This window comes from Streptomyces sp. ID05-39B (assembly GCF_033794725.1).
GTDB classification, from domain to species: Bacteria; Actinomycetota; Actinomycetes; order Streptomycetales; family Streptomycetaceae; genus Streptomyces; species Streptomyces bobili.
Window position 1 is genome coordinate 17,361 of the sequence record NZ_JARGEF010000049.1, and the last position, 23,125, is coordinate 40,485.

Genomic DNA, 23,125 nt, shown 5'->3' on the forward strand with positions numbered 1-23,125 from the left:
GGCACGCCCGGCAGGGCCAGGGCGGCCTGCACGGTCGGCACGGTCGGCACGGCCGTGCCGACCGGCAGCCAGGCCACGCGGTCCCGAGGTGCCCGGACCGCGGGCGGCGCGTTCTCCCGCTGTTCGGGGGTAACCGCCCTACCACGCAGGGAAGTTGACGACTGGAGAACCGCATGGACCGTGCAGCCCTACGTCCTCGTGCCGCCGCACTGCGCGTGCGCGCCGCCCTTCGCCTGCGCACCACCGAGCCCGAACCGCCCACCCAGCCGGAACCACCCGTCAAGGCCGAGCCGGCCAAGGGGGGCAGGAGCGCGAGGACCCGCGACGCCGAGCGGGGCGGGCGCCGGCCGTTGCCGTTCCCCCTGCGGCTGCTGGCGATGCTGTTCGCCTTCGCGTTCATGGTGGCGTTCGCCGTCGTGCTGGCCCGGCTCACCCTGGAGCCCTCCCCCGCCTCCGAGGCTCTGGTGCATTCCAATCTGCGGCCCGGCCGGTCACTGCGGGCGTATCTGGATCAGCCGGAACTGCGTGACGCGGTGAAACAGATCGGCGGGAACCTGCTGCTCGGGGTGCCGTTCGGCGTGCTGGTGCCGGTCCTCGCGCCCCGGGCGCGCGGACTGGTGCGGGTCCTGCTGCTGACCGCGAGCGTGATGCTGCTGGTGGAGTTCGCCCAGGGCGCGCTGGTGACCGGGCGCGCCTTCGACGTCGACGACGTCATCCTCAACACGGCGGGCGCGCTGGTCGGTTACCTGTTCGTGGGCCGGCGGATGGGCCGGGCCGTGCACGCCCGGGAGCGCCGGGTGTGACCGCGCGGGGGCGGGCGCTAACGACTCCGGGGTTTCCAGGTGTAGCGGTCGCCGCCCACCCAGCGCACCACGTCCGGGTCGTCGAGGTCGTGGATGGTGATGCCGAACGCGGCGGCTGTCTCGAGGACGTCGGTGACGGCCCTGGCCTCACCGACCACCTCTCCGTCGATTTCCACGATGCGGAACGGGGACTCGCCCGGCTGCACCCCGAGCACCGTGATCCGCGGTCGGGAGATGTGGGGGCTCGCGATTTCGGTCATGTCATAGAGCGTAAATCGCGACGGTCGGGAAGGAATCACCTGATTCCGACATCGAATCATCGATCCGGCATCGAATCATCCGGTTCCGCCGTCGGCTCGTCCTCTCCCGCCGTTGAGCAGGTCCAGCACTGCCGCCTCGACGGCACCCTGCGTGGCCGGCCGCCCGAACGTCCCGTGTTCGCCCAGCCGGGTGAGCGCGGGGGCGATCGTCCGGCCCTGGTCGAACAGCTCGAAGACGCGCGGATCGATGTAGGAGGCCCGGCACACGGCGGGCGTGTTGCCGAGGTAGCGGCTGACCTCCCGCACCGCGCGGGCGGCCTGCCGGCGCCGGGCGGCGGGGGTGGCGCGGGCCTGCTTGGTGGTGACGGCGAGGGCCACCGCGGCAAGCACGGTGGCGTGCCAGGTGCGGAAGTCCTTGGCGGTGACCTCGGTCCCGGCCAGCCGGCGCAGCGCGTCGTTGAGGTCGCCGCCGCGCAGGTCGTGCCAGGCACCCCGTTCCCAGCAGACCAGCAGTCGTTCCCCGCCGCGGCGGCGCCGCAGCAGGGCGCGGACCACGGCATGGGCCTGCTCGTCCACGAGTGCCCTGACCAGCTCCGTGCCGCCCTTGGCCGGGAAGCAGAACGCCAGCTCGCCGCGCCCGCACGTGACGTGCTCGCGCAGCATCGTCGTCAGCCCGTAGGTCTCGCTCACCCTGGTGTGCCGGTCGCTGCCGATGCGGAAGAAGCCGAGGTCCAGCAGGCGTACGGCGCACGCGGTGACCCGGCTCCGGTTCAGGCCGCGGCCGGCGAGGTCGGCGCGCACCCGCGCCCGCAGTTCGGGCAGGGCGAGGGCGACCTCGCGGACGTGCGCGTGCTTGGCCTGCTCCTGCCGGGCGCGGAAGCGCTCGTGGTAGAGGTACTGGCGGCGTCCCGCGTCGTCGGTGCCGACGGCCTGGAGGTGGCCGTTTGGCCAGGGGCAGATCCATACGTCGCGCCAGGCGGGCGGGATGGTCAGGGCGCGGATCCTGGCGAGCTGCTCGGGGTCGGTGAGGGGTTGGCCGTACTGGTCGCGGTAACGGGATCCCCGGCCGTGGCGCAGGCGGGTGAGGCCGGGGCCGTCGCAGGAACTGGTCCGCAGTCTCATGGCCGGCCGTTCATGGCCTGCGCCAGTCGTCGCCGGTGAGGTGCGATCCGGCCTGCGGGCCCATCCGGAGCATGCCGCCGTCCACGCTCCAGGAGGCGCCGGTGACGTAACCGGCGTCCGGCCCGGCGAGGAAGGCGATGACGGCGGCGACCTCGCGGGCGTCGCCGGGGCGGCCCAGCGGGATCCCGGGGCGGCTCTCGGTGTGCGGGTCGATGTCCTCCTGTCCGGTCATGGGGGTGGCGATCTCGCCGGGCGCGACGGCGTTGACGGTGATGCCGTGCTCGGCGAGTTCGAGGGCCATGACCTGCGTGAGCAGGCCCAGGCCGCCCTTGGCGGCGCAGTACGGGGCGGCGCCCACGCGCGGCTGGTGCTCGTGGACGGAGGTGACGTTGACGATCCGGCCGCCGTCGCCCTGCCGGATCATGTGCCGGGCCGCCTTCTGCCCGCACAGGAACGGGCCGATCAGGTCGACGTCCAGGACCCGTCGCACCTCGTCCGGCTCCAGGTCGAGGAAGGGCGTCATGGTGCCCGTACCGGCGTTGTTGACGAGGACGTCGACGCGGCCGAGCCGGTCGCACAGCTCGTCGACGGTGTCGGCGGCGGTGGGCAGCCGGGTCAGGTCGAGCTGGGCGACGGCGGCCCGCCTGCCGTGCGAGCGGACCTCCTCGGCGGTCTCCTCGGCCCCCTTCAGATCACTGTGCCAGGTGATCCCGATGTCCATCCCCGCTGCGGCGAGGCGTACGGCGGTGGCGCGGCCGATGCCGGAGTCGGCGCCGGTGATCAGGGCCACCTCGGGGTGGGGCACGGTGGGGGCGGACATCGGCGGCCTCCTCGGGAACGGCGGGGTCGACGCGGTCGACGGGACGTCGCAGTACCCGGGTGGGTACCGGACAAACCGGCGCCGCCGTCGTGCGGGCCCGGCCCGGGTGGGGAACCCTGGAGCCAGGAGGTGGCGATGGAACCCGTCGAGGCCCTGGAGCGGATCGCCTTCCTGCTGGAGCGGTCCCTGGCGCCGGCCTACCGGGTGCGCGCCTTCCGTACGGCGGCCAGGGTGCTGGCGCGGCTGCCCGCCGGGCAGATCCGGGAGCGGGCGGACGCCGGGACGCTGGAGTCCCTCAAGGGGGTCGGCCCCAAGACGGCGCAGGTGGTGCGCGAGGCGCTCGCCGACGGTACCCCCGCCTACCTGGAGAAGCTGGAGGAGGAGGCCGGCAAGCCGCTCACCGGCGGTGGCGCGCGACTGCGGGCACTGCTGCGCGGGGACTGCCATCTGCACTCCGACTGGTCGGACGGCGGAAGCCCCATCGAGGAGATGGGCCTCGCGGCGGCGGCGCTGGGACACGAGTGGGCGGCGCTGACCGACCACTCACCACGTCTGACGGTCGCCCGCGGACTGTCCCCGGACCGGCTGCGCCGGCAACTGGACGTGGTGGCGGAGCTGAACGCGACCTGGGCGCCGTTCCGGCTGCTGACCGGCATCGAGTGCGACATCCTCGACGACGGCTCCCTCGACCAGGAGCCCGAACTGCTGGAACGGCTCGACGTGGTCGTGGTGTCCGTCCACTCCAAGCTGCGCATGGACGCCCGCGCGATGACCCGCCGCATGGTGAACGCCGTACGCGATCCGCACGCGGACGTGCTCGGCCACTGCACCGGGCGGCTGGTGACCGGGCGGGGGCGGCCGGAGTCGCAGTTCGACGCGGACGAGGTGTTCGCCGCCTGCGCCGAGTCGGGTACGGCGGTGGAGATCAACAGCCGGCCCGAGCGGCTCGACCCGCCCCGGCGGCTGCTGCGCCGGGCCGTGGCGGCGGGCGTGCTGTTCTCCCTCGACACCGACGCGCACGCGCCCGGACAGCTGGACTGGCAGATCCTCGGCTGCGAGCGGGCGGAGGAGTGCGGGGTGCCGCCGGAGCGGGTGGTGACCACGTGGCCGCTGGAGAACCTGCTGGCCTGGACGCGGGAGGGCCGGGTACCGGCCGGCGTGGGGTGACCGGCGTGGAGTTGACGGACATGATGTGACCGGCGTGGCGTACGGACGTGGGTGACCGGCGTGACGGGCGGCCGGCGTGGTACTCGGTGCGGGCCTCGCGCACGAGAGTTGCGACGCGAGCCGACGAAAGGACGGACCCCGGATGGAACGCGCCGCCGTTTTCGATGTCGACGGCACCCTCGTCGACACCAACCACCTGCACGTCGTGACCTGGTGGGAGGCCTTCCGCCAGGCGGGCCACCACGTGCCCATGCACGCCGTGCACCGGGCGATCGGCCTCGGTTCCACCGACCTGATCGCCCACGTGCTGGGCGAGGACCGCGACGAGGACCAGGACTCCGCGCTGAGCGCCGCGCACAAGGCCCTGTACGGCCAGTACTTCGACCGGCTGCCCGCGCTCGCGGACGCCGGCGCGCTGCTGCGGCGGCTGCACGGCGACGGCCGTCGGGTGGTACTGGCGACCTCGGCGAGCGGTGCGGAGCTGTCGGCGCTGCGGCGCGCCCTGGACGCGGACGAGGCGATCACCGCCACGGCGAGCGCGGACGACGTCGAGGAGGGCAAGCCCGCCCCCGAGCCCGTCGAACACGCCCTGGAGCTGGCCGGGGTGCCCGCCGAGCGGGCCGTGTTCGTCGGCGACACCGTGTGGGACATGCGGGCGGGCCGCCGGGCCGGCGTCCGGTGCGTGGCGCTGCTGTGCGGCGGCATCGCGCGCGCCGACCTGGAGGAGGCGGGCGCCCAGGCGGTCTACGCCGATCCGGCCGCCCTGCTGGCCGGCCTGGAGGACAGCCCGCTGGCATGAGCCTCCGCGACGGGACACGGGTGACGGAGGCGGTACGGCGGGAGGCGGGTGCCGTCGCCGGGGCCGCGCGGGCGGCCGGCGCCGGGCCCGGCAGGGAACGGGACCTGGTCGTGCAGTCGCTGAAGGCGGCGGGGGCGGCCCTGCTGGCGTGGTTGCTGGCGGACCGCTGGCTGGGCGACCCGATGGCCCTGATGGCGCCCTGGGTGGCGCTGGTCCTCGTACAGGCCACGGTGTACGGCTCGCTGCGGCAGGCCGCCCAGCAGTGGACGGCGATCTGCGCGGGGACGCTGCTGGCCTCCGGGGCGCAGGCCGTCACCGGGGAAACCCTGGGCGCGCTCGCGCTGTGCCTGCCGGTGCTGATGCTGCTGGCGAACTGGCCGCGGTTCGGCGACCAGGGCGTCTACGCGGCCACCACGGCGGTGTTCACCCTCGCCTCGGGAGCGGTGTCGGCGTCGGCGGTCGGGCACCGGGTCGGGCAGGCGGCGCTCGGTGCGGTGATCGGGGTCGCCGTCAACGCGCTGGTGCTGCCGCCGGTGCATCTGCGGGACGTACGGGAGAACCTGGTGGCGCTCGCCCGGGAGACGGGCGAGGCGCTGGACGCGGTCGCCGGCGGGCTGCGGGAGGGCGAGTGGGACGCGGCGACGGCCGCCGGGTGGTCGCAGGCGTCCGCCCGGCTGGAACGGCGGCGGCAGGGGCTGTGTTCGGCCCGCGGCTGGAGCCGGGAGAGCCTGCGGCTGACCTCGGGCCCGTTGCGCGCGTTGCACCGGGTCCCCTTGGACGTGCCGCCGGAGTCGGAGGACGGCCGCTGGGGCCGGGTCACCGCCCATGTCGCGGCCCTGACCCGCACGCTCGCCGTGGCGGCCGACGGCGACCGCACGCCCGCTCCGCCCGAGGCGGCGGACCTGCGGACGTACGCCCGCCTGCTCGAACTCCTCGGCGACACCTGCCGGGCCGAGGCGGAACGGCTCCGGGGCGCCGCGACGGACCGCCCAGAAAGGCCGACGGAGCCGACGGAACTGGACGGACTGCGGCACCGCCTCCACGACAGCCTGCGCGACCACGCCGCACGGGGCGCGGCGCACACGGCGGTCCTGGGGACGCTGCTGCTCCAGGCGGAGAACCTCTGGGCCGAGCTCCTCCCCGCCGCCCGCGAGGCGGACCGCGGCCTCCGGTGACACAGATCACCGGAGGCCGCGGTGGAGCGGGGAACACCCACTGATGGTTCGCCGTTGAACAGAGCGTGGGTGTGGATGGGACAGTGTCCCCGGGCCTCACCTTTTGCCCACAGGGACGATCGTTCGGCTGAAGCCCTGTGGAGCCTTTCGCCGAGAGGCGACCGCCATCCGCACCCACACCCGGACCGCCCCGGCCGTGATTCCCCCGTCACGGCCGGGGCTTCCTCTTTGTCCCGGTCATACGGTGATCGTCCCGCACCCCTTCGGCCCGTCCCCGGTGTTCGCGTGGCCCGCGCCGAACGGGGGTACTCGTCGCGCCCCAGCCGGTGGCGGTGAGAGGAGTCGAAGGTGAACAGCGGGTCGGGCAAGAGGGTCGTGGTCACCGGGGCGACCGGCAATGTCGGCACGAGTGTGGTGCGGCTGCTGGCGGAGGATCCCGAGGTGGAGTCGGTGGTGGGGCTGGCCCGGCGGTTCCCGGACCGGACACCGCCGGGCACCGAGTGGTCGACGGTCGATCTGGGGGCCGAGGGGGCCGGTCTCGCCGGTGTGTTCGAGGGCGCGGACGCGGTGGTGCATCTGGCGTGGGCGTTCCAGCCGACGCACGATCCCGCGACGACCTGGCGGACCAATGTGCTGGGCAGCCTGCGGGTGTTCGAGGCGGTGGCCGCGGCGAACGTGCCGGCGCTCGTGCACGCCTCGTCGGTGGGCGCGTACTCGCCGGGGCCGGAGGGCGAGCGCGCGGTGGACGAGTCGTGGCCCACGCACGGCTGGCCGGACGCCGCGTACTGCCGGGAGAAGGCCTATCTGGAGCGGGCCCTGGACACCTTCGAGCGCGATCACCCGAGGACCCGCGTGGTGCGGATGCGTCCGGCGTTCCTCTTCAAGCGGGAATCAGCGAGCGAGCAGCGCCGTATCTTCGGCGGGCGGTTCCTGCCGGGGCAGGTAGCCCGGCCCGAACTGCTGCCGTTCCTGCCGGACGTGCCGGGGCTGCGGGTGCAGGCGCTGCACACCGAGGACGCGGCGCAGGCCTACCGGCTCGCCGTGCGGACCGAGGTGCGCGGGCCGTTCAACCTCGCGGCCGATCCGCCCCTCGACGCGTCGCTGCTCGCCAAGATGTTCGACGCCCGCCCGGTGCGGCTGCCCCGGACGGCGGCCCGCTCGGCGATCGCCGCCGCATGGCGCCTGCACCTGCTGCCCGCCTCACCGCACCTCTTCGACGCGGTCCTGCGCCTCCCGCTGCTGGACTGCACCCGCGCCCGCGTCGAACTCGGCTGGCGCCCGCAGCGTACGGCGACGGAGGTGCTGGAGGAGTTCCTGCACGGGATGCGCGCCGGCGCGGGCTCCCGGACGGCGCCGCTGCGCGGACGCAAGGTGGGCTGACGGCCGAGGTGGGCTGACGGCCGAAACCGGACGGACGGTACCCGAACCGGACGGTCAACGGACGGTACCCGAACCGGACGGTCAGACGGGCGGTACCGAACCGGACGGTCGGGGAGGCCGGACCACCGGACGGTCGGGGGAGGCCGGACCGTCAGCGCCAGGGCCTCCAGGGCCTGGGGTCAGCCGGTCGACTCGTCGGGGGTGGGGTGATCGGGGTTGACGGTGGCCGGGCGGGGTGCACCCTGGCGGCCCGTGCCCGCCTCGTCCGTGTCGGGGACGTCCATGTCAGGGGCGTCGGCGTCGGCATCGGACGAGTCGTCCGGTTCAGCGGAGCCGGCCTTCCTGCCGGGGTTCTCCGCCGCCCTCGCGGGGGCGACCTCCCAGGGGTCCTCGCCGGCGTCCGCCTGCTGGTCGGGCAGGTCGCGCGGGACGGGCGTGCCGTTCTCTCCGGGTCCTTCGAGGCGATGGTCCACCACGACGTCCTCCCTTCGAGGTCGTGTCGCACGCGGTCGGACGCGAGTACCTCCGCGGTGACCGGCGAAACCTCAGTGCGGGGCGCGTTCCTCCAGCGCAGTGCGCCAGGCGGGCGCCGGTCCCGCCGCGAGGGGCTCGGGGCGCCGGCCGCCCCGGGCGAAGAAGTCGGCCAGCGGGAGGATCGCGGCGCCCACGGTGACCGCGTCCGGCCCGAGCCGGCCCAGTTCGACGGTGACCTTCTCGGCCGGGTGGCGCAGCGCGTACGCGGTGGCGTGGCTGCGTACGGCGGGCAGGAAGCGGCTGCCGAGCTGGAGGCCGGCCCAGCCGCCGATGAGAATGCGCTCGGGCTGGAAGAGGTTGATCAGGTCGGAGAGCCCGGCGCCCAGGTACTCGGCGGTCTCCTCCAGGACGGCGAGGGCGACCGGGTCGGCTCCGGCGCCGTCGGCCGGGTAGGCGGCGGCGAGCATCGCGGTGAGCGCGGTCTCCTCGTCGGTGTCCCGGGGTGGCTCGCCGCCCTCCTCGCGCCAGCGGTCGAGGAGCGCCTCGGCGCCCGCGTACGCCTCCAGGCAGCCGAGCGCCCCGCAGCGGCAGCGGCGTCCGCGCACCCGGACGGTGAGGTGCCCCCACTCGACGGCCCGGCCGTTCTCCACGTCGGGGGTGACGAGGCAGGCGCCGACGCCCGAACCGAAGAGGACGACGCAGGCGTTGCGGGCCCCGCGGCCCCCGCCGAACCACATCTCGGCCTGGCCGAGGGTCTTGGCGCCGTTGTCGATGAAGTACGGGACGCTCTCGGGGAGCGGGGAGCCCGCCCGCAGCAGTTCCTCCAGCGGGACGGCGTCCCAGCCGATCGTCTGGCCGTGCACGACGGCCCCGTGCTCGGGGCCGCGCTCGACGATGCCGGGCACGCCGATGCCGACGCCGAGCAGCCGCTCGGGGGCGACGCCCGCGGCGTCGAGCACCTGGGCGATGCTGTCGCGGATGTGACCGACGATGCCCTCGACCTCGTACCGGCGCTGCTCCAAGGGGCGTTCGGCGCGGGCGAGTTCGGTGAGCGTGAGGTCGAACAGCTCGACGCGCACGCGGGTCTCGCCGACGTCCACGCCGATCATGTGGCCGCTGGCGGGCGCGACGCGCAGCAGGGTGCGGGGGCGGCCGCCGTCGGAGTCGACGCTGCCGGCCTCCTCCACGAGCCCGTCGGCGACCAGGTCGGCGACGACATTGCTGACCGAGCCGGAGCTGAGACCGGTGACCGGGCCCAGCTCGAAGCGGCTGAGGGGGCCGTCGAAGTAGAGCCGTTGCAGGACCGCCGTGCGGTTGGCCCGCCTGAGATCGCGTACCGTACGCCCGTTGCGCTCCGCCATGTCGGCCCCCTTCGAACCCTGCCCGACCTGCAACATACCTGTGCGGACAGGGTCCGCGCGACATTCGCCCAACCCTTAGTTCACGATGTGAGCTAAGAGACGGAGCCGAACGGACCGTACCGACTGCCTACCCTGTCCCGATGACCACCGGCCCGAGCCCGCTGTCGATCGCACTGGACGAAACCCACGATCCGCCGCTACGGCCGCTGCCCGCAGCGGTGGCCCGCCTGCTGAGGGACGTCGGTGCGCCGCCCCGGCTGGTGGCCCACCTGCGGGCGGTGCACGACGCCGCCGCGCAGCTCCTCGAGTGGGTCGGCGCGCACCGCCCGGAGCTGGCGGTGGACGGCGCGGCGGTGCTGTTCGGCGCCGCCACTCATGACGTGGGCAAGACGCTGCACCCCGCCGAACTGTCCGGCCCCGGCTCCCGGCACGAGGAGGCCGGCCGCGACCTCCTGCTGGCCCGCGGCATACCTCCGGACCTGGCCCGCTTCGCGGCCGGCCACGCCGGCTGGGACACGGGGACGGCCATCGAGGATCTCCTGGTGAGCCTCGCCGACAAGGCATGGAAGAACAAACGCGTGCCGGACCTGGAGGACCTGCTGGTGACCGCCCTCTCCCGAGCCGGCGGCCACCCGCCCTGGGAGGAGTTCCTGGCCCTGGACGAGGTCCTCACCCACATCGGCGAGGACGCGGACCGAAGACTGGCCTGGCAGGGGGCGCATCCGGTGCGGGGGTGACGCCGTGGAGCCGAGGGGTGCGAGGCGTCACCTTATGGTAATTAGTTGGCTCTCTCTCGGCAGCACCCTCTACTCTTAGGCCATAACCTAGAGCCCCAAGGAAACGGTCGACCTGCCCGCCGAGCATCGCGGGCCGCGTGACCCAGGAGACTTCCCCGATGAGAACACTCACCGAGCAGGACATCCGTAACTCTTTCGTGAACTGCTCCAAGGGGGAGGCGAAGCGGTTGGCGGTGCCCCGGGATCTGGAGTCGCGGCCCTGGGGCGATCTCGACTTTCTGGGGTGGCGGGATCCGGGGGCGCCCGACCGGAGCTACCTGGTGACCGAGCGGGGCGGGCGCCCGGTGGGGGTGACCCTGCGGTTCCCGGCCTCGCAGCGCGGCTTTCTGCATCGCAGCATGTGCTCGCTGTGCCTGACCACCCATCCCGGCGGCGGCGTCTCACTGATGACGGCACGCAAGGCGGGCGCGGCGGGCCGGGAGGGCAACTCGGTGGGCCTGTACATGTGCACGGACCTGGCCTGTTCGCTCTATGTGCGCGGCCGGAAGGTGCCGGAGTCGGGGAGCCGGTTCGAGGAGAGCCTCACCCTGGAGGAGCAGATCGCGCGGACGACGGGCAATCTGTCCGCCTTCGTCGACAAGCTGTTCGCGTAGGTCCGGGGCTCTCCGCTCACGCGGGCGCCTCCGTTCGGCGCCTCCGTTCGGCGCCTCCGTTCGGCGCCTCCGTTCGAAGTGGGTGACGGGAGAAACGTTCGAGGCAGGTGAGGAACGGGAACTGGCCAAGGGATGCGTGATGTACGTGAGCGTGCCGCACCGCTCCTGCGGTTCGTGCGGCGTCACCGCGAACCGGCAGTCGTCCAGGCCTTCCGATCCTCCGCGGCCGCGACGATCGCCTACGTCGTCGCGCTGCACCTGAGCCCCGAGGCCGCCCCGCTCACGGCGCCGCTGACCGCGCTGCTGGTCGTCCAGGTCACCCTGTACGCGACCCTGACCAACGGGGTGCGACGGGTCAACGCGGTGGTCGCGGGCGTGTTCGTCGCCATCGCCTTCAGCCTGCTGGTCGGTCTGACCTGGTGGAGCCTGGGCCTGCTGATCATGGCCGCGCTGGCGGTCGGCCATCTGGTCCGGGTCGACGAGTACGTGCCCGAGGTGGCGATCAGCGCCATGCTGGTGCTGGGCGTCACCACCGTCGGGAACACGGCCTGGGCGCGGGTGCTGGAGACCCTGATCGGGGCCGTGGTCGGGCTCAGCATCAACCTGCTGCTGCCGCCCCCGGTATGGGTGGAGGAGGCCGGCGAGTCCATCGAGGGGCTGGCCCGGCGGGTGCGGCAGCTGATGCTGCGGATCGGCGAGGAGGCCGCCGGCCGCATGCCCTCCGAGCAGGCCGCCGCCCGGCTGCACGAGGCGCGCCGCCTGGACCACGACATCGTCGAGGTGGACGCGGCGCTGCGGCAGGCGGAGGACAGCCTGCGGCTCAACCCCCGGGTGCGCGAGGGCGTGCTGCACCGGGTCGTCCTGCGCACCGGTCTGGACACCCTGGAGATCTGCACGGTCGTCCTGAGGGTCCTCGCCCGCACCCTCACCGACCTGACGAAGGAGCGCGAGCCGGCGGCGCTGTTCCCGGCGCAGACCAGCGCCGCCCTGGAGCGGCTGCTGTCGGAGATCGCCGACGCCGTGGTCAGCTTCGCGGTACTGGTCACCACGCACGTCAGTGAGAACGCCGAGTCCGCCGAGGAGCGCCTCACCTCCCAGCTGGGGCAGGCCGCGGCCACCCGCGACAAACTCGCCCAGCTGCTGCTGGAGCAGCTCCAGCACGACGCCCGCCAGTGGCAGCTGCACGGCGCGGTGCTGACCGAGGTCAACCGCATGCTCGACGAGCTGGACACCGAGCACCGCTCGCGCCGTCTTCTGGAGGAGCTGGACCGGGCCACGCGGGAGCAGGGCGACCGGCTGCCCTGGCTGCCGCGCCTGCGCGAGAGCATCCACCGGCGGCTGCGGGTCCCCGACCGGCTGCGGCGAAACCGCAGGGGTGCGGGCAAGCGTCGTTCAAGGGACTCATGAGCGGAGGTTGCGGGCCGGATCGCACGTTCACGTGCGCGTGCGGCCTCGCGCCCGGCCTCGCGTTCGGTTTTGCGTTCGGCGGTCCTCGCGGGTCAGGGTGGCTGTCACGACGGCGACGGACGAGGACCCGAGGTGCGGCACATGGACAGTGGCTGGAGCAGGCGGCGTTTCGTCGGGGCGCTCGGCGCGGCTGCGGGGGCCTCGGTCCTGTCGGGCTGCGGGGACGGCGGGACGGCGGGCGGCACCCGTGCCCGGCCCTCCGCCTCCACCGCGGCCGGCGCCTCCGCCTCCGCCTCCGCCCCGGCCGCGAAGCAGCCGTCCGGCCCCCGGGCGCTCTACCTCGGCACCTACACCTCGGTGGAGGGCGGCGGCGAGGGCATCGGCGTCGCCGCGTACGACCCCGTGTCGGGCCGGACCACGGGCTCCGGCACGATCACCGGCGTCCCGGACCCGTCGTATCTCGCCGTGCACCCGGACGGCCGGACGCTGTACGCCGTCCAGGAGCGCGAGCGCGGGGCCGTGACCGCCGTGCGCACGTCCGACCGCAAGGTGCTGGGGAGCCGGGCGACGGGCGGGGCGCACACCTGTCAGCTGTCGGTGCATCCGGGCGGGCGCTGGCTGCTGAGCGCCGACTACGGCTCGGGCACGGTCGCCGTGCACCCGATCGACGCCTCGGGGGCGCTCGGCGAGCGCACCGCCCTGGTCGCCCACAGCCGTCCGGCGCCCGGACCGGGGCAGGAGGGCCCGCACGCGCACCAGATCGTCACCACACCCGACGGCGGTCATGTCCTCGCCGTGGACCTCGGCACCGACACCGTGTACTCGTACCGCCTGGACCAGCGGGCAGGCACGCTGACCGAGGTCGCGCGGGCGCACACCCGGCCGGGCGCGGGTCCGCGTCACCTCACGTTCCACCCCGGCGGCCGGTACGCGTACCTGGCCGGCGAGGTCGACGACACGGTCTCGGTCTGCTCCTACGACCCCTCGTCCGGCCGCCTGACGATCGGCCGGCCGCAGTCGACGGGAGCGAAGGCGGACACCAATTACCCGGCGCAGTTCGCGGTCACGCCGGACGGCGCGTACGCCTTCCTCGCCAACCGGGGCGACGACACGATCGCGCGCTACGCCGTCGAGGCGGACGGGGCGCGCCTGCGGCTGCTGGGCACGGTGCCGTCCGGCGGGGAGTTCCCCCGGCAGCTCGCCCTCTCCCCCGACGGCGGCCTGCTGTTCACCGCGAACCAGCGCTCCGGCACCGTCGGCGTGTTCCACGTGGACGGCCGCGACGGCGCCCTGCGGCGGGCGGGCGAGCCGTTCGCGTCACCCGTCGCCGTCTGTGCGCTGCCGTTGTAGGGCACGGGGGCAGGAAGCCGCTGCGGCCTGCGTGAGCAGGACGTGCATGCGCTCGGTGAGCTGCCCGACGTCGTCCGCCGGAGCGTGGAAGGGCAGGCGTACGTCGCCGTGGGCGCGGGCCCGCTCGATGCGCAGCGTCAGTCCGTGCCGGTCGACGGCGAGCGGTCTGACCCGGACGGCGCCGTGCAGGTTCTCCGTGCGGACGAGCCGGGTGAGCCGTTCGACCGCGTCGGGGTGCGCGTCGGCGAGGTGGGTGAGCAGCTGCGCCTCGGCCAGTGCGAGGGGGTCGGGCTCGGCGGCGGCGAATTCGTCGAGGGCGACGACGACCGCCCCGGAGGGCTCCTTCAGCACGACGCGGGTGGCGCGGAAGGCGAGGTGGCCGTCCTCGGGGACGAACCAGCCGGCCAGCCAGAGCCGCGCGCGGATGCGGCCCCGGACCGGAACGGGTGCGACGTCGGCGAACTCCAGCACGGCGGAGGGCTCCCCGCGCGGCGCGAAGATCGCGGCCGTCTGCAGCGCGCTGTCCTGCGGCACGTGCAGGAACACCTGCCCGTCCTCGCCGACGGTGTGCGCGCCGACGAACTCCTCGCGCCCGCCGTCCGCGGTCACCGCGCAGGACCACGACGCGGCGAGCACGGACCGGGCCCGCTCCGCCACGCCGGGCGCGGCCGCCCAGCCGTCGTTGTCACCCATCCGAACCTCCTTAGGTAAGCCTTGCCTAACCTATCGGAGATCGGGGCGTACGCCAACCAGGACCACCGGCCCGGAGTCACCGGCCAGGGACCCGACCCGTGCGGCACCGTCAGCGGGCGATGACCCCGAGCAGCGCCCGCGCACACAACTCCCGTACCCGCTCGCGCGACAGCGCGTCGTCGGAGCCGCGCAGCCACTCCAGGCAGACCGCCGTGGTGAACGCCAGCCAGCCGCGCACCGCGAGACGCACCTCGGCACGCTCCCCGAACAGCGGGCCGAACTCGGGGTCGGCGGCGAGCGCCGCGAGGATCTGGCGCTCCTGGGCGGCCAGCGCCCGCTGGTAGACGCGTCGCACGGCCTGGTCACCGGCCGCGTCCGCCCGGTGGAAGGCGCGATAGCCGTGCGCGTGGGCGCGGACGTACTCCAGGTAGGTGTCCAGGCCGGCGGTGAGCTGTTCGCGGACGGGGATGCCGGGGACGGCCGCCGTCAGGCGCAGCATCCGCTCGCTCTCCCGCTCGACGACCGCCGCGAAGAAGTCCCGCTTGGTCGGGAAGTAGTGGTAGAGCAACCCCCGCGAGACTCCGGCGATCTCGGCGACCTGCTCGATCCACACCTCGTCGTACGGGCTCTCCGAGAACAGGCGCGCGCCCACCGACAGGAGTTGCTCGCGGCGCTCTCCGGTGCTGAGGCGGCGCCGCGCGCGCTCCCCCGGGTTGGCGGCCATGTGCGGCACTTTACTTGACGCCGGTTCGACGCCGGGACGAGACTGGACGCGTTATTGAACCCACGTACAACACGATGTTCACCACGCTCAACCTGCCGCTGGGTCAAGGGAGATCGCGTCATGGCGGAGACGACGGCCGGTGCCGCGACCGGGGCCGGGACCGAGACGGGGGCCGCGCTGCCCAAGGGGTTGCGCAGTGCCGAGCTGGGGTGGCCCGAGCTGGGACGCATCCCGCACCCGCCGTACCGGCTGCCGCTGCTCGGGGACGTGCTGGGCGCGAGCCGCCGGACGCCGGTGCAGGACTCCCTGGCGTACGGCCGCCGGCTCGGACCGATCTTCCGGCGGCGCGTCTTTCGCCGGGAGTTCGTCTTCGTCTGGGGTGCGCGGCTCGCCGCCGACCTGGCGGACGAGAAGCGGTTCGCCAAGCACGTGGGGCTCGGGGTCGCGAACCTGCGGCCGGTGGTCGGGGACGCGCTGTTCACGGCGTACAACCACGAACCCAACTGGCAGTTGGCGCACGACGTGCTGGCGCCCGGGTTCAGCCGGGAGGCCATGGAGACCTACCACCCGATGATGGCGGACGTGGCGGACCGGCTGACCGGTCGCTGGGACCGCGCGGCGGCCTCGGGGGACGGTGTGGACGTGCCCGGCGACATGACGAGACTGACGCTGGAGACGATCGCGCGCACCGGTTTCGGGCATGACTTCGGCTCGTTCGAGCGGTCCCGGCCGCACCCCTTCGTGACGGCGATGGTCGGCACGCTCAGCTACGCGCAGCGGCTCAACACCGTGCCGTCTCCCGGGCTGTTGTGGCGGGCCACGCGCCGCAACGAGGCCGACATCGCCTACCTCGACCGCACCGTCGACGAGCTGGTGCGGACCCGCCGGGCGGGTCCCGGCGGCGACGGCGACCTCCTGGACAGGATGCTGGAGACGGCCCACCCGGAGACCGGGGAGCGGCTGTCGGCGCGGAACGTGCGGCGCCAGGTCATCACCTTCCTGGTCGCCGGCCACGAGACCACCTCGGGTGCGCTCTCCTTCGCCCTGCACTACCTGTCCCTCCACCCCGACGTGGCCGCCCGCGCCCGCGCCGAGGTGGACCGGGTGTGGGGCGACGACCCGGTGCCGGGATACGAGCAGGTGGCCAAGCTGCGCTACGTGCGCCGGGTCCTCGACGAGTCGCTGCGGCTGTGGCCGACGGCGCCCGCGTTCGCCCGTGAGGCCCGCACGGACACCGTGCTGGCCGGGGAGCATCCGATGCGGCGGGGCGCCTGGGCGCTGGTGCTGACGACGATGCTGCACCGCGACCCGCAGGTGTGGGGCGCCGACGCCGAGGAGTTCGACCCGGACCGCTTCGAGGCGGGGGCGGTCCGCGCGCGTGCCCCGCACACCTACAAGCCGTTCGGCACCGGGGCGCGGGCCTGCATCGGGCGGCAGTTCGCGCTGCACGAGGCCACGCTGGTGCTCGGCCTGCTGCTGCGCCGCTACGAGCTGCTGCCCGACCCCGGCTACCGGCTGCGGGTGGCCGAACGGCTGACGCTGATGCCGGAAGGGCTGCGGCTACGGCTGGAGCGGCGCACCCCGACGGCAACCACGGTGGTGGAACGGGAGACGGAGGAGCCCGCCTCAGTCCCCCGCTGTCCAGTGCGCGGGCCGGGCGACTGACCCCGGCAGCCTGGTCCCCGCGTTCCCCCGGGCCGCGGTGAGCTGCGGCTGGGTCAGGAAGAGCGCGCCGCTCAGATCGGCGTCGCTGAGGTCGGTGTCGCGTAGGTCGGCCCCGATGAGGTCGGCACCGCGCAGGTCGGCGCCGGTCAGGTCGGCGGCGATGAGCAGGGCTCCGCGCAGGTTCGCGCCGCGCAGGTCGGCGCCCTTGAGGCGGGCTCCCATCAGGTCGGCCCCGCGGTGCTCCTTCCTGCGGCCGGACCCGCCCGCGCGGGCCAGTTCGCTGGTCCGCAGCAGCAGGGCGTTGACGTCCTCGCGGTGGGCCGGCACGTCCAGCGCGGCGAGTTCCTCCGGGGTGCCCCGCGTCAGTTCGCCGGTGCGCTCCAGGGCCCGGCGCAGCTCGGGACGGATGGGGCGGGCCGCGGGCAGGGCGAGGGCCTCGGTGAGGTACCAGAGCAGTTCGTGGAGGTGCCGGACGACCGGGAAGACCTCCATCATGCGGCGGGTGTGGTCGCGGGGGGCCGTGCGCCAGTCCTGGCCGCCGAAGGTGAGCTGCGAGACCTTCTGGCCGGCGCCGAAGCAGTCGTAGACCGTGCAGCCGTTGAAGCCCTTCTGCCGCAGCCGGGTGTGGATGCCGCAGCGGTGGTCCTCGGCCAGGTTGGGGCAGGGCTTGCCGGCGTCCTTGTCGAGGGCGAAGTCCGCGGAGCGGGCGAAGGGCAGGGCCACGCAGCACAGTCCGAAGCAGTTGCCGCAGTCGCCGCGCAGGTCGCCGCGGTCCATCGTCTCGTCTCCCATTCCGTCCACCCTACTGACCTGCGGTCCTGGTCCGCACACCGGTGCGGGGCGCTCCCATGGGGCGAGCGGAGGCGAGAAGGGGGCGACGAGAAGGCGGCAGCGGTGCACTCCTGCCCGAAGGACGGGCGGTGGGACCCACCGGGTCCCGGGCACACTCCTCGGGCACGGGGGTGCGCCGGGGGGCGTCGGCTCGGTCATGGTCCGTACCCCACGGCGCCCCGTCCGCTGTCAGGCCTCGTCGCGGGTGAGGGCCAGGAGACGGTCCAGGACACGGGGGCCGCCCGCGCGGACGCCGTCGTGCTCGTACTCGTCGGTGACCCAGGTGCGCAGGCCGCGGATGGCGCGGGCGGTATGCAGGGAGTGCGCGGTGTCGACGTAGAGGTCGTCGTGGTAGATCGCGGCGGCGACCGGGACCTCGTTGGCGGCGAGGCGGGCCGGGTCGTACAGGGGGGTCCAGTCGGTGCGGGCGGCGAGGAGTGCGGCGGTCTCGCGCAGCGGGCGCAGCGCGGGGTCGCGGTCGAACGTCCAGGGGTGGACGGTCTCGCCGGTCAGCAGCAGCGGGCCGTCGCCCGCGAGGGTCTTGGCCGCGTCGAACTGCGGGAATTCGGCGCGCACCCGCTCGGCCGACCAGGCGGTGGGCCGGCCGTCCTGGCCGTAGATCGACTCGTGGACGAGGGCGTAGAGGGGGTGCGCGGCGTACGACAGGATGCCCTGGATCTCCTCCAGGAAGGCGTCGGAGAGGGCGGGGCCGCGCGGGGTGGGTACGAAGGCGTCTTCGAGGAGGAAGTGCAGCCGGTGGCTGCCCTCGCCGCCGCCGAGGAGGATGCCGAGGCTCTGGAAGGCCTCGGCACCCAGGCGGTAGCCGCCCGGCAGGGTCACCTCCTGCCGGAGCAGGTGCTCGGCGATCCGGCGGGCGCGCTCGACGTCCTGCGGGTAACGGTGGTAGTGCGCGGCGGTCTTGCGTTCCATGCGCGGGTAGGCGGCCCGGTAGACGTCGTCGGCGTGGGCGTCCAGGGAGGGCAGGCCGCCGGTGATCACGGCCGCGGCGAGTCCTTCGGGGGCGAGGGAGAGGTAGGTGACCGTGCAGAAGCCGCCGAAGCTCTGGCCGAGGACCGTCCAGGGGGCGCCGCCGGTGACCTCGCGGCGCACCAGTTCGCAGTCGCGGACGATGGAGTCGGCGCGGAAGCGGGCCAGGTAGTCGGCCTGTTCGGCGGGGCCGCCACGCAGCGGGAGCGTCTGGCGGTTGGCGGGCGTGGACGCGCCGGTGCCGCGCTGGTCGAGGAGGAGGACGCGGTACTCCTTCAGGGCGCGGTCGAGCCAGGCCTGCCGGCCGACGAACCGGTGGGCGCCGAAGCCGGGTCCGCCCTGGAGGTGGAGCAGCCAGGGAAGGTCCTGCCGTGCCTTGTCGCTCGCGACGACCTCGCGGGCGTACAACTCGACCATCTCCCCTGCCGGGTCGGCGTGGTCGAGGGGCACGGTGAAGCGGCGGTCGGTGAGGACGACGCCGGGCTGGCGGTAGCTGACGGACAAAGGGGGCTCCCGTGACGATCGGTGTGCGGGCCGCGTCCCAGTTCAGCACATGTCCGGGCGCCGGCGGAGCCCGGGGGATCATGAACACTACTGAACGGCCGGTCAAGCCGCCGCGCTCCCGCCGGTCACCGTGGCTGAACGGCTGGTCAGCGCGAGGACAGGCTGGACCTGCGCACCACCAGTTCCGGCTGGAGCACGACCCGCCGGTGTTCGTGCGCGCGTGTCCCGCCGCCGGGTCCCTCCTCGGTCTCCTCCAGGAGCATGTCGGCGGCCAGCGCGCCCATGGTGACGGCCGGCTGGCGCACGGACGTCAGGGGTACGGCCGCGGCGGCGGCGAACTCGATGTCGTCGTAGCCGACGATGGCGAGGTCGTCGGGCACGGTGACGCCGGCCGCGTACATGGCCTGCAGGACGCCGAGGGCGAGCAGGTCGTTGGCGCAGAACACGGCGGTCGGGCGGTCGGCGAGGCCCAGGAGACGGGCGCCCGCGTCCCGGCCGGCGGCCACGTCGAGCCGCTCGGTGGGCAGTTCGCGCAGCCGGTCGGGGCCGAGGCCGGCCTCGGCGAGGGCGCTCAGGGCGCCGGTGCGGCGGTCGCGGATCTGGGTGAGTCCGGACGGGCCGCTGACGTAGGCGACGGAGCGGTGTCCGGCGTCGAGGAGATGGCGTACGGCGAGCGCGCCGCCGGCCACGTCGTCGACGGAGACCGAGCACTCGGTGGTGCCGTCGGAGACCCGGTCGACGAGCACGAACGGTATGCCGTGCCGGCGGAACGCGGCGATGTTGCGGCCGGTGGCGTCGGCCGGGGTGAGCAGCACGCCCCGCACGCGCTGCTCGGCGAAGAGGGACAAATACTCGGCCTCCTCGCCGGCGCTCTCGGCGCTGTTGCAGACCATCACACCGAGTCCGGCCTGCCGGGCGGCCCGCTCGGCGCCGCGGGCCACGTCCACGAAGAAGGGGTTGCCCATGTCGAGGACGAGCAGCCCCATGATCCGGCTGCGGCCCGCGCGCAGCTGGCGGGCGGACTCACTGCGGACATAGCCCAGCCGGTCGATCGCGGACAGCACGCGCGCGCGGGTCTCCGTGGCCACGGAGTCCGGGCGGTTGATGACGTTGGACACCGTGCCGACCGAGACTCCGGCGACGCGGGCGACGTCCTTGATTCCCACCGACTGGGCCATCGGGCAGAGACCTCCAGAGAAGCAGGGACGAGGGGCGGCGGGGGGCCTTCACACTATCCCCATCCCGCCGCCCTTCGGACCGGTCAGGCGGGCAGCCGGAATTCGGTGACGCGCAGCGCCGAGGGGGTGGTTCCGCTCGACTTCTCCTGATACATGACGGACAGGACGCCGTCCTGCGCGATCCGGGTCTCGTCGATGACGACCTCGCCGAAGGCGTTGAGCCCGGCGCCGTCGAAAAGGATCTGCCAGTCGGTGTGTCCGGAGGCCACCGAGGCACCGGCGATCCGGCCGAACGGGAAGATCGCGTAGGCGTTGTCGTACTTGTCCATGACCAGCCTGGTGCGCTGGCTGGAGTTCAGCGGCACCGGTATCTCGGTCTTCGCCCAGGATCCGGAGGAGCTCTTGCGGACGAGGAAGGCGCGGCCGTTGGCCGTGCGGTTGGCGACGTAGTTCGTCGTGCACTGGCCGAAGCGGCCGGGGACGTAGCTGATGATGGCGTGCGGTCGGCCGGCGGAGTCGGTCCACTGGCTCTCCTGGTTCATCAGGGAGTGGTCCGGGTTGAGCGCGTCCACGACGAGGCCGGCGTCGGTGACGGAGACCCGGTCGGAACCGCCGGTGGTGCCGACGACGGCGCCCGCGTTGTTGCGCCAGGTGCGGCCGCGGTCGTCGGAGTAGACGTAGCCGGTGTCGTGGTTGGTGATGCCGCCGCCGTTGCACATGACGGCGCCGTTCTGCTCGCGCCAGGTGAAGAAGGCGTGCAGTCGGCCGTTCTTGTCGTAGTCGATGCCGTGCAGGTACATGTTGCGGGCCGTGCTGGAGCCGTGCTCGCTGGTGTACGTGCCGGTGGAGCTGGTCCACTCGCCGAGGTTGGTCCAGGAGGTGCCGTTGTACTCGGCGATGGCGTTGCGGCCGTTGCCGGAGATACCGGCGCGGTAGCTCAGTTGGAGCTTGCCGTCGGGCATCGAGACGAACTGCGGGTAGGTGAACTGCGAGGTGAGCGCCAGCCCGTCGAGGGTGGACTGCGGGGCGCCGAAGCGGCTCGTGGTCCAGCTCAGCCCGGCGGGGTCGTCCATGAGGCCGGCGACGGACTTGACGTAGGTGAAGCCGTCGCTGTGCGAGTCCATGTTGAGGTGGAGGCGGCCGTCGGTCTTGGACAGGCCCATGGAGATGACGTTGTGGGAGTCGTTGTAGCGCAGGGTGTGGCCGACCTTCACGGTGGACCAGGTGCTGGAGCCGAGGACGCGGCGGCCGACGACGGCGTTGCGGTCGGCGGTGTACCAGACGGCGTACTGGTAGCCCTTGTAGGTCAGCAGGGCGTTCTTCTGGAACGAGTTGTTGTTGACCAGGCCGTCGTAGGAGACGAAGAAGAGTGCCTGGCTGTCGAGCGTGGTGGTGCCGGTCCTCGTCACCGAGGGGCCGGGGTCGGCGGCCCGTGCGGTGCCGGCGGCGAGGGCGGGGGTGGCCACGGCACCGGCCAGGGCGGCGGCGAGCAGGGTGCGTCTTTTCATCTCGGGGACTCCGTTGTCGTACGAGGTGAACGGGTGGGGAGGAAACGGTGGTTCAGGCGAGGTGGAAGACCTCGGTGAGCGGTTTCATGGCCTCGTCGGGCCTGGCGCCGTCCAGCGATTCGAAGAACGGCGCCATGTCCGCCTGCCAGCGGGCGTTGATGTCGGTGGCCTCCATGCCGGCCTGGGCCGCGGCGAAGTCCTCGGTCTCCAGGTAGCCGACGAGCAGTCCGTCCTCGCGCAGGAAGAGCGAGTAGTTGTGCCAGCCGGTGGCCGAGAGTGCGTCGAGCATCTCCGGCCAGACGGCGGCGTGCCGCTCGCGGTACTCGTCGAGGCGGTCCGCCCGGACCTTCAGCAGGAAGCACACGCGTTGCATCAACACCCCTTGGCGCATCGGTGGTCGAACGGTCAGAAGTTGAACTGGTCGATGTTCTTGGCGTCGAACACGGTCGGCTTGCCGAGGCTGATCACGCCGTCCTTGCCGATGGTGTAGGTGGTGCCGCCGGCCTTGAAGGTCTCACCTTCCGCGCCGGTGATCTGGCCGGAGACCAGGGCCACCGCGGTCTGCGCGGCGAGCGCGCCGAGCTTGGACGGGTCCCACAGCTCGAAGCCCTCGACGGTGCCGTCCTTGACGTAGCCCCGCATGTCGTTCGGGGTGCCGAGGCCGGTCAGCTTGACCTTGCCCTTGTACTTGGAGCCCGACAGGTACTGGGCGGCGGCCTTGATGCCGACGGTGGTCGGGGAGATGATCCCCTTCAGGTTCGGGTACTCCTGGAGCAGGCCCTGGGTCTGCTGGAAGGACTGCTGGGCGTCGTCGTTGCCGTAGGCGACCTTGACCAGCTTGATGTCCTTGTACTTGGGGTCCTTCAGCTCTTCCTTCATGAAGTCGATCCAGATGTTCTGGTTCGTCGCGGTCTGCGCGGCGGACAGGATCGCGATCTCACCCTTGTAGCCGATCTGTTCGGCGAGCAACTGCACCTCGGTGCGGCCGAGGTCCTCGGCGGAGGCCTGCGAGACGAAGGCGTTGCGGCACTCGGGGTTGGTGTCGGAGTCGTAGGTGACGACCTTGATGTCGTTGCTCATGGCCTGCTTGAGCGCGGTGCACAGGGCGCCCGGGTCCTGCGCGGACACGGCGATCGCGTCGACCTGCTGCTGGGTCAGGGTGTTGACGTAGCTGACCTGGCCGGAGGTGTCGGTGGCGCTGGACGGGCCGACCTCCTTGTAGCTGGAGCCCAGCTCCTTCAGGGCCGCCTCGCCACCCTTGTCGGCGGAGGTGAAGTAGGGGTTGTTGACCTGCTTGGGCAGGAAGCCGACGGTCAGGCCCTTCTTGGTGGCCGCGTTCGGGTCGGCCTTGCCGCCGGAGGCGGCGGCGCCGGTGCTCTCGCTCTTCACGTCCTCCTTGGTGGTGCCGCCGCAGGCGGTGGCGGCGAGCGCGAGGGAGGTGACGGCGGCGAGGGCCGCGCAGGCGCGGCGGAGGGATGACTTGCGCATGGCGATGGGTCCTTTGCGTGTACGAGGGGAAGCGGGGAG

The 23,125-nt window shown here is 73.4% G+C and carries 23 protein-coding genes; 10 read left to right on the forward strand and 13 right to left on the reverse strand.

The window, feature by feature from the left end; translation table 11 throughout:
• Positions 1-173 precede the first annotated feature (173 nt).
• The gene (locus tag P1P75_RS13825) at positions 174-803 is read left to right on the forward strand and encodes a VanZ family protein (RefSeq protein WP_319255067.1); all 630 of its coding nucleotides are present in this window, start codon (positions 174-176) and stop codon (positions 801-803) included.
• A 17-nt stretch (positions 804-820) separates the two neighbouring features.
• Here the strand turns inward: P1P75_RS13825 and P1P75_RS13830 are convergent, their stop codons facing one another.
• From P1P75_RS13830 to P1P75_RS13840, 3 genes are all read right to left on the reverse strand, one after another.
• Positions 821-1,063 carry a hypothetical protein gene (locus tag P1P75_RS13830; protein ID WP_319255069.1) on the reverse strand — a complete coding sequence of 81 codons (243 nt, stop codon included), beginning with the start codon at positions 1,061-1,063 and terminating at the stop codon, positions 821-823.
• 75 nt (positions 1,064-1,138) lie between these two features.
• Positions 1,139-2,185: a DNA topoisomerase IB gene (locus tag P1P75_RS13835; protein WP_319255070.1), complete on the reverse strand. Its 1,047-nt coding sequence runs from the start codon at positions 2,183-2,185 to the stop codon at positions 1,139-1,141.
• A 10-nt stretch (positions 2,186-2,195) separates the two neighbouring features.
• A complete protein-coding gene (locus P1P75_RS13840) occupies positions 2,196-3,005 on the reverse strand; it encodes an SDR family oxidoreductase (protein WP_319255072.1) in 810 nt (269 codons plus the stop codon).
• A 135-nt stretch (positions 3,006-3,140) separates the two neighbouring features.
• Here P1P75_RS13840 and P1P75_RS13845 point away from each other — a divergent pair, with 135 nt between their 5' ends.
• From P1P75_RS13845 to P1P75_RS13860, 4 genes are all read left to right on the forward strand, one after another.
• Positions 3,141-4,172, forward strand: a complete 1,032-nt coding sequence (locus P1P75_RS13845) for a PHP domain-containing protein (protein ID WP_319255074.1) — start codon at positions 3,141-3,143, stop codon at positions 4,170-4,172.
• 142 nt (positions 4,173-4,314) lie between these two features.
• Positions 4,315-4,971: an HAD family hydrolase gene (locus P1P75_RS13850; RefSeq protein ID WP_319255076.1), complete on the forward strand. Its 657-nt coding sequence runs from the start codon at positions 4,315-4,317 to the stop codon at positions 4,969-4,971.
• Positions 4,968-6,146: an aromatic acid exporter family protein gene (locus P1P75_RS13855; RefSeq protein ID WP_319255078.1), complete on the forward strand. Its 1,179-nt coding sequence runs from the start codon at positions 4,968-4,970 to the stop codon at positions 6,144-6,146. Before P1P75_RS13850 ends, P1P75_RS13855 begins: the two co-directional genes overlap by 4 nt.
• Positions 6,147-6,494: 348 nt before the next feature.
• On the forward strand, positions 6,495-7,526 hold the full coding sequence (locus tag P1P75_RS13860) for an SDR family oxidoreductase (RefSeq protein WP_319255080.1): 1,032 nt from the start codon (positions 6,495-6,497) through the stop codon (positions 7,524-7,526).
• 179 nt (positions 7,527-7,705) lie between these two features.
• Here P1P75_RS13860 and P1P75_RS13865 read toward each other — a convergent pair whose 3' ends face one another.
• Positions 7,706-8,002, reverse strand: a complete 297-nt coding sequence (locus tag P1P75_RS13865; RefSeq protein WP_319255082.1) for a hypothetical protein — start codon at positions 8,000-8,002, stop codon at positions 7,706-7,708.
• Between the two features lie 69 nt (positions 8,003-8,071).
• Positions 8,072-9,361 carry an ROK family transcriptional regulator gene (locus P1P75_RS13870; protein ID WP_319255084.1) on the reverse strand — a complete coding sequence of 430 codons (1,290 nt, stop codon included), beginning with the start codon at positions 9,359-9,361 and terminating at the stop codon, positions 8,072-8,074.
• Positions 9,362-9,501: 140 nt separating this feature from the next.
• Here P1P75_RS13870 and P1P75_RS13875 point away from each other — a divergent pair, with 140 nt between their 5' ends.
• From P1P75_RS13875 to P1P75_RS13890, 4 genes are all read left to right on the forward strand, one after another.
• Complete coding sequence (locus tag P1P75_RS13875) at positions 9,502-10,098, forward strand: HD domain-containing protein (RefSeq protein WP_319255087.1); 597 nt, start codon at positions 9,502-9,504, stop codon at positions 10,096-10,098.
• A 158-nt stretch (positions 10,099-10,256) separates the two neighbouring features.
• Positions 10,257-10,751: an FBP domain-containing protein gene (locus P1P75_RS13880; RefSeq protein ID WP_319255089.1), complete on the forward strand. Its 495-nt coding sequence runs from the start codon at positions 10,257-10,259 to the stop codon at positions 10,749-10,751.
• 132 nt (positions 10,752-10,883) lie between these two features.
• Positions 10,884-12,158 carry an aromatic acid exporter family protein gene (locus P1P75_RS13885; RefSeq protein WP_319255091.1) on the forward strand — a complete coding sequence of 425 codons (1,275 nt, stop codon included), beginning with the start codon at positions 10,884-10,886 and terminating at the stop codon, positions 12,156-12,158.
• Positions 12,159-12,299: 141 nt separating this feature from the next.
• Positions 12,300-13,508 carry a lactonase family protein gene (locus P1P75_RS13890; protein WP_319255093.1) on the forward strand — a complete coding sequence of 403 codons (1,209 nt, stop codon included), beginning with the start codon at positions 12,300-12,302 and terminating at the stop codon, positions 13,506-13,508.
• Here P1P75_RS13890 and P1P75_RS13895 read toward each other — a convergent pair.
• Positions 13,476-14,201, reverse strand: a complete 726-nt coding sequence (locus P1P75_RS13895) for a DUF2470 domain-containing protein (RefSeq protein WP_319255095.1) — start codon at positions 14,199-14,201, stop codon at positions 13,476-13,478. The genes P1P75_RS13890 and P1P75_RS13895 overlap by 33 nt on opposite strands.
• A gap of 109 nt (positions 14,202-14,310) precedes the next feature.
• Positions 14,311-14,925: a TetR/AcrR family transcriptional regulator gene (locus P1P75_RS13900; RefSeq protein WP_319255097.1), complete on the reverse strand. Its 615-nt coding sequence runs from the start codon at positions 14,923-14,925 to the stop codon at positions 14,311-14,313.
• A 120-nt stretch (positions 14,926-15,045) separates the two neighbouring features.
• Between P1P75_RS13900 and P1P75_RS13905 the strand changes: the two genes are divergently transcribed.
• Positions 15,046-16,590, forward strand: coding sequence for a cytochrome P450 (locus P1P75_RS13905; RefSeq protein ID WP_319255099.1), 1,545 nt, complete (start codon positions 15,046-15,048; stop codon positions 16,588-16,590).
• On the opposite strand, the gene P1P75_RS13910 is transcribed toward P1P75_RS13905, so the two are convergent.
• From P1P75_RS13910 to rhaS, 6 genes are all read right to left on the reverse strand, one after another.
• Positions 16,552-17,382 (reverse strand): pentapeptide repeat-containing protein, encoded by an 831-nt coding sequence (locus tag P1P75_RS13910; protein WP_319255101.1) that lies wholly within the window; start codon positions 17,380-17,382, stop codon positions 16,552-16,554. The genes P1P75_RS13905 and P1P75_RS13910 overlap by 39 nt on opposite strands.
• 228 nt (positions 17,383-17,610) lie before the next feature.
• Positions 17,611-18,912 (reverse strand): alpha/beta fold hydrolase, encoded by a 1,302-nt coding sequence (locus P1P75_RS13915; RefSeq protein WP_319255103.1) that lies wholly within the window; start codon positions 18,910-18,912, stop codon positions 17,611-17,613.
• A 146-nt stretch (positions 18,913-19,058) separates the two neighbouring features.
• Entirely contained in the window at positions 19,059-20,090 is a 1,032-nt protein-coding gene (locus P1P75_RS13920) for a LacI family DNA-binding transcriptional regulator (RefSeq protein WP_319255105.1), read from the reverse strand.
• Positions 20,091-20,173: 83 nt separating this feature from the next.
• Positions 20,174-21,598, reverse strand: a complete 1,425-nt coding sequence (locus P1P75_RS13925) for a BNR repeat-containing protein (RefSeq protein ID WP_319255107.1) — start codon at positions 21,596-21,598, stop codon at positions 20,174-20,176.
• A 52-nt stretch (positions 21,599-21,650) separates the two neighbouring features.
• Positions 21,651-21,971: an L-rhamnose mutarotase gene (locus P1P75_RS13930; RefSeq protein WP_086769425.1), complete on the reverse strand. Its 321-nt coding sequence runs from the start codon at positions 21,969-21,971 to the stop codon at positions 21,651-21,653.
• A 32-nt stretch (positions 21,972-22,003) separates the two neighbouring features.
• The gene (gene rhaS, locus P1P75_RS13935) at positions 22,004-23,086 is read right to left on the reverse strand and encodes a rhamnose ABC transporter substrate-binding protein (protein WP_319255110.1); all 1,083 of its coding nucleotides are present in this window, start codon (positions 23,084-23,086) and stop codon (positions 22,004-22,006) included.
• Positions 23,087-23,125 lie beyond the last annotated feature (39 nt).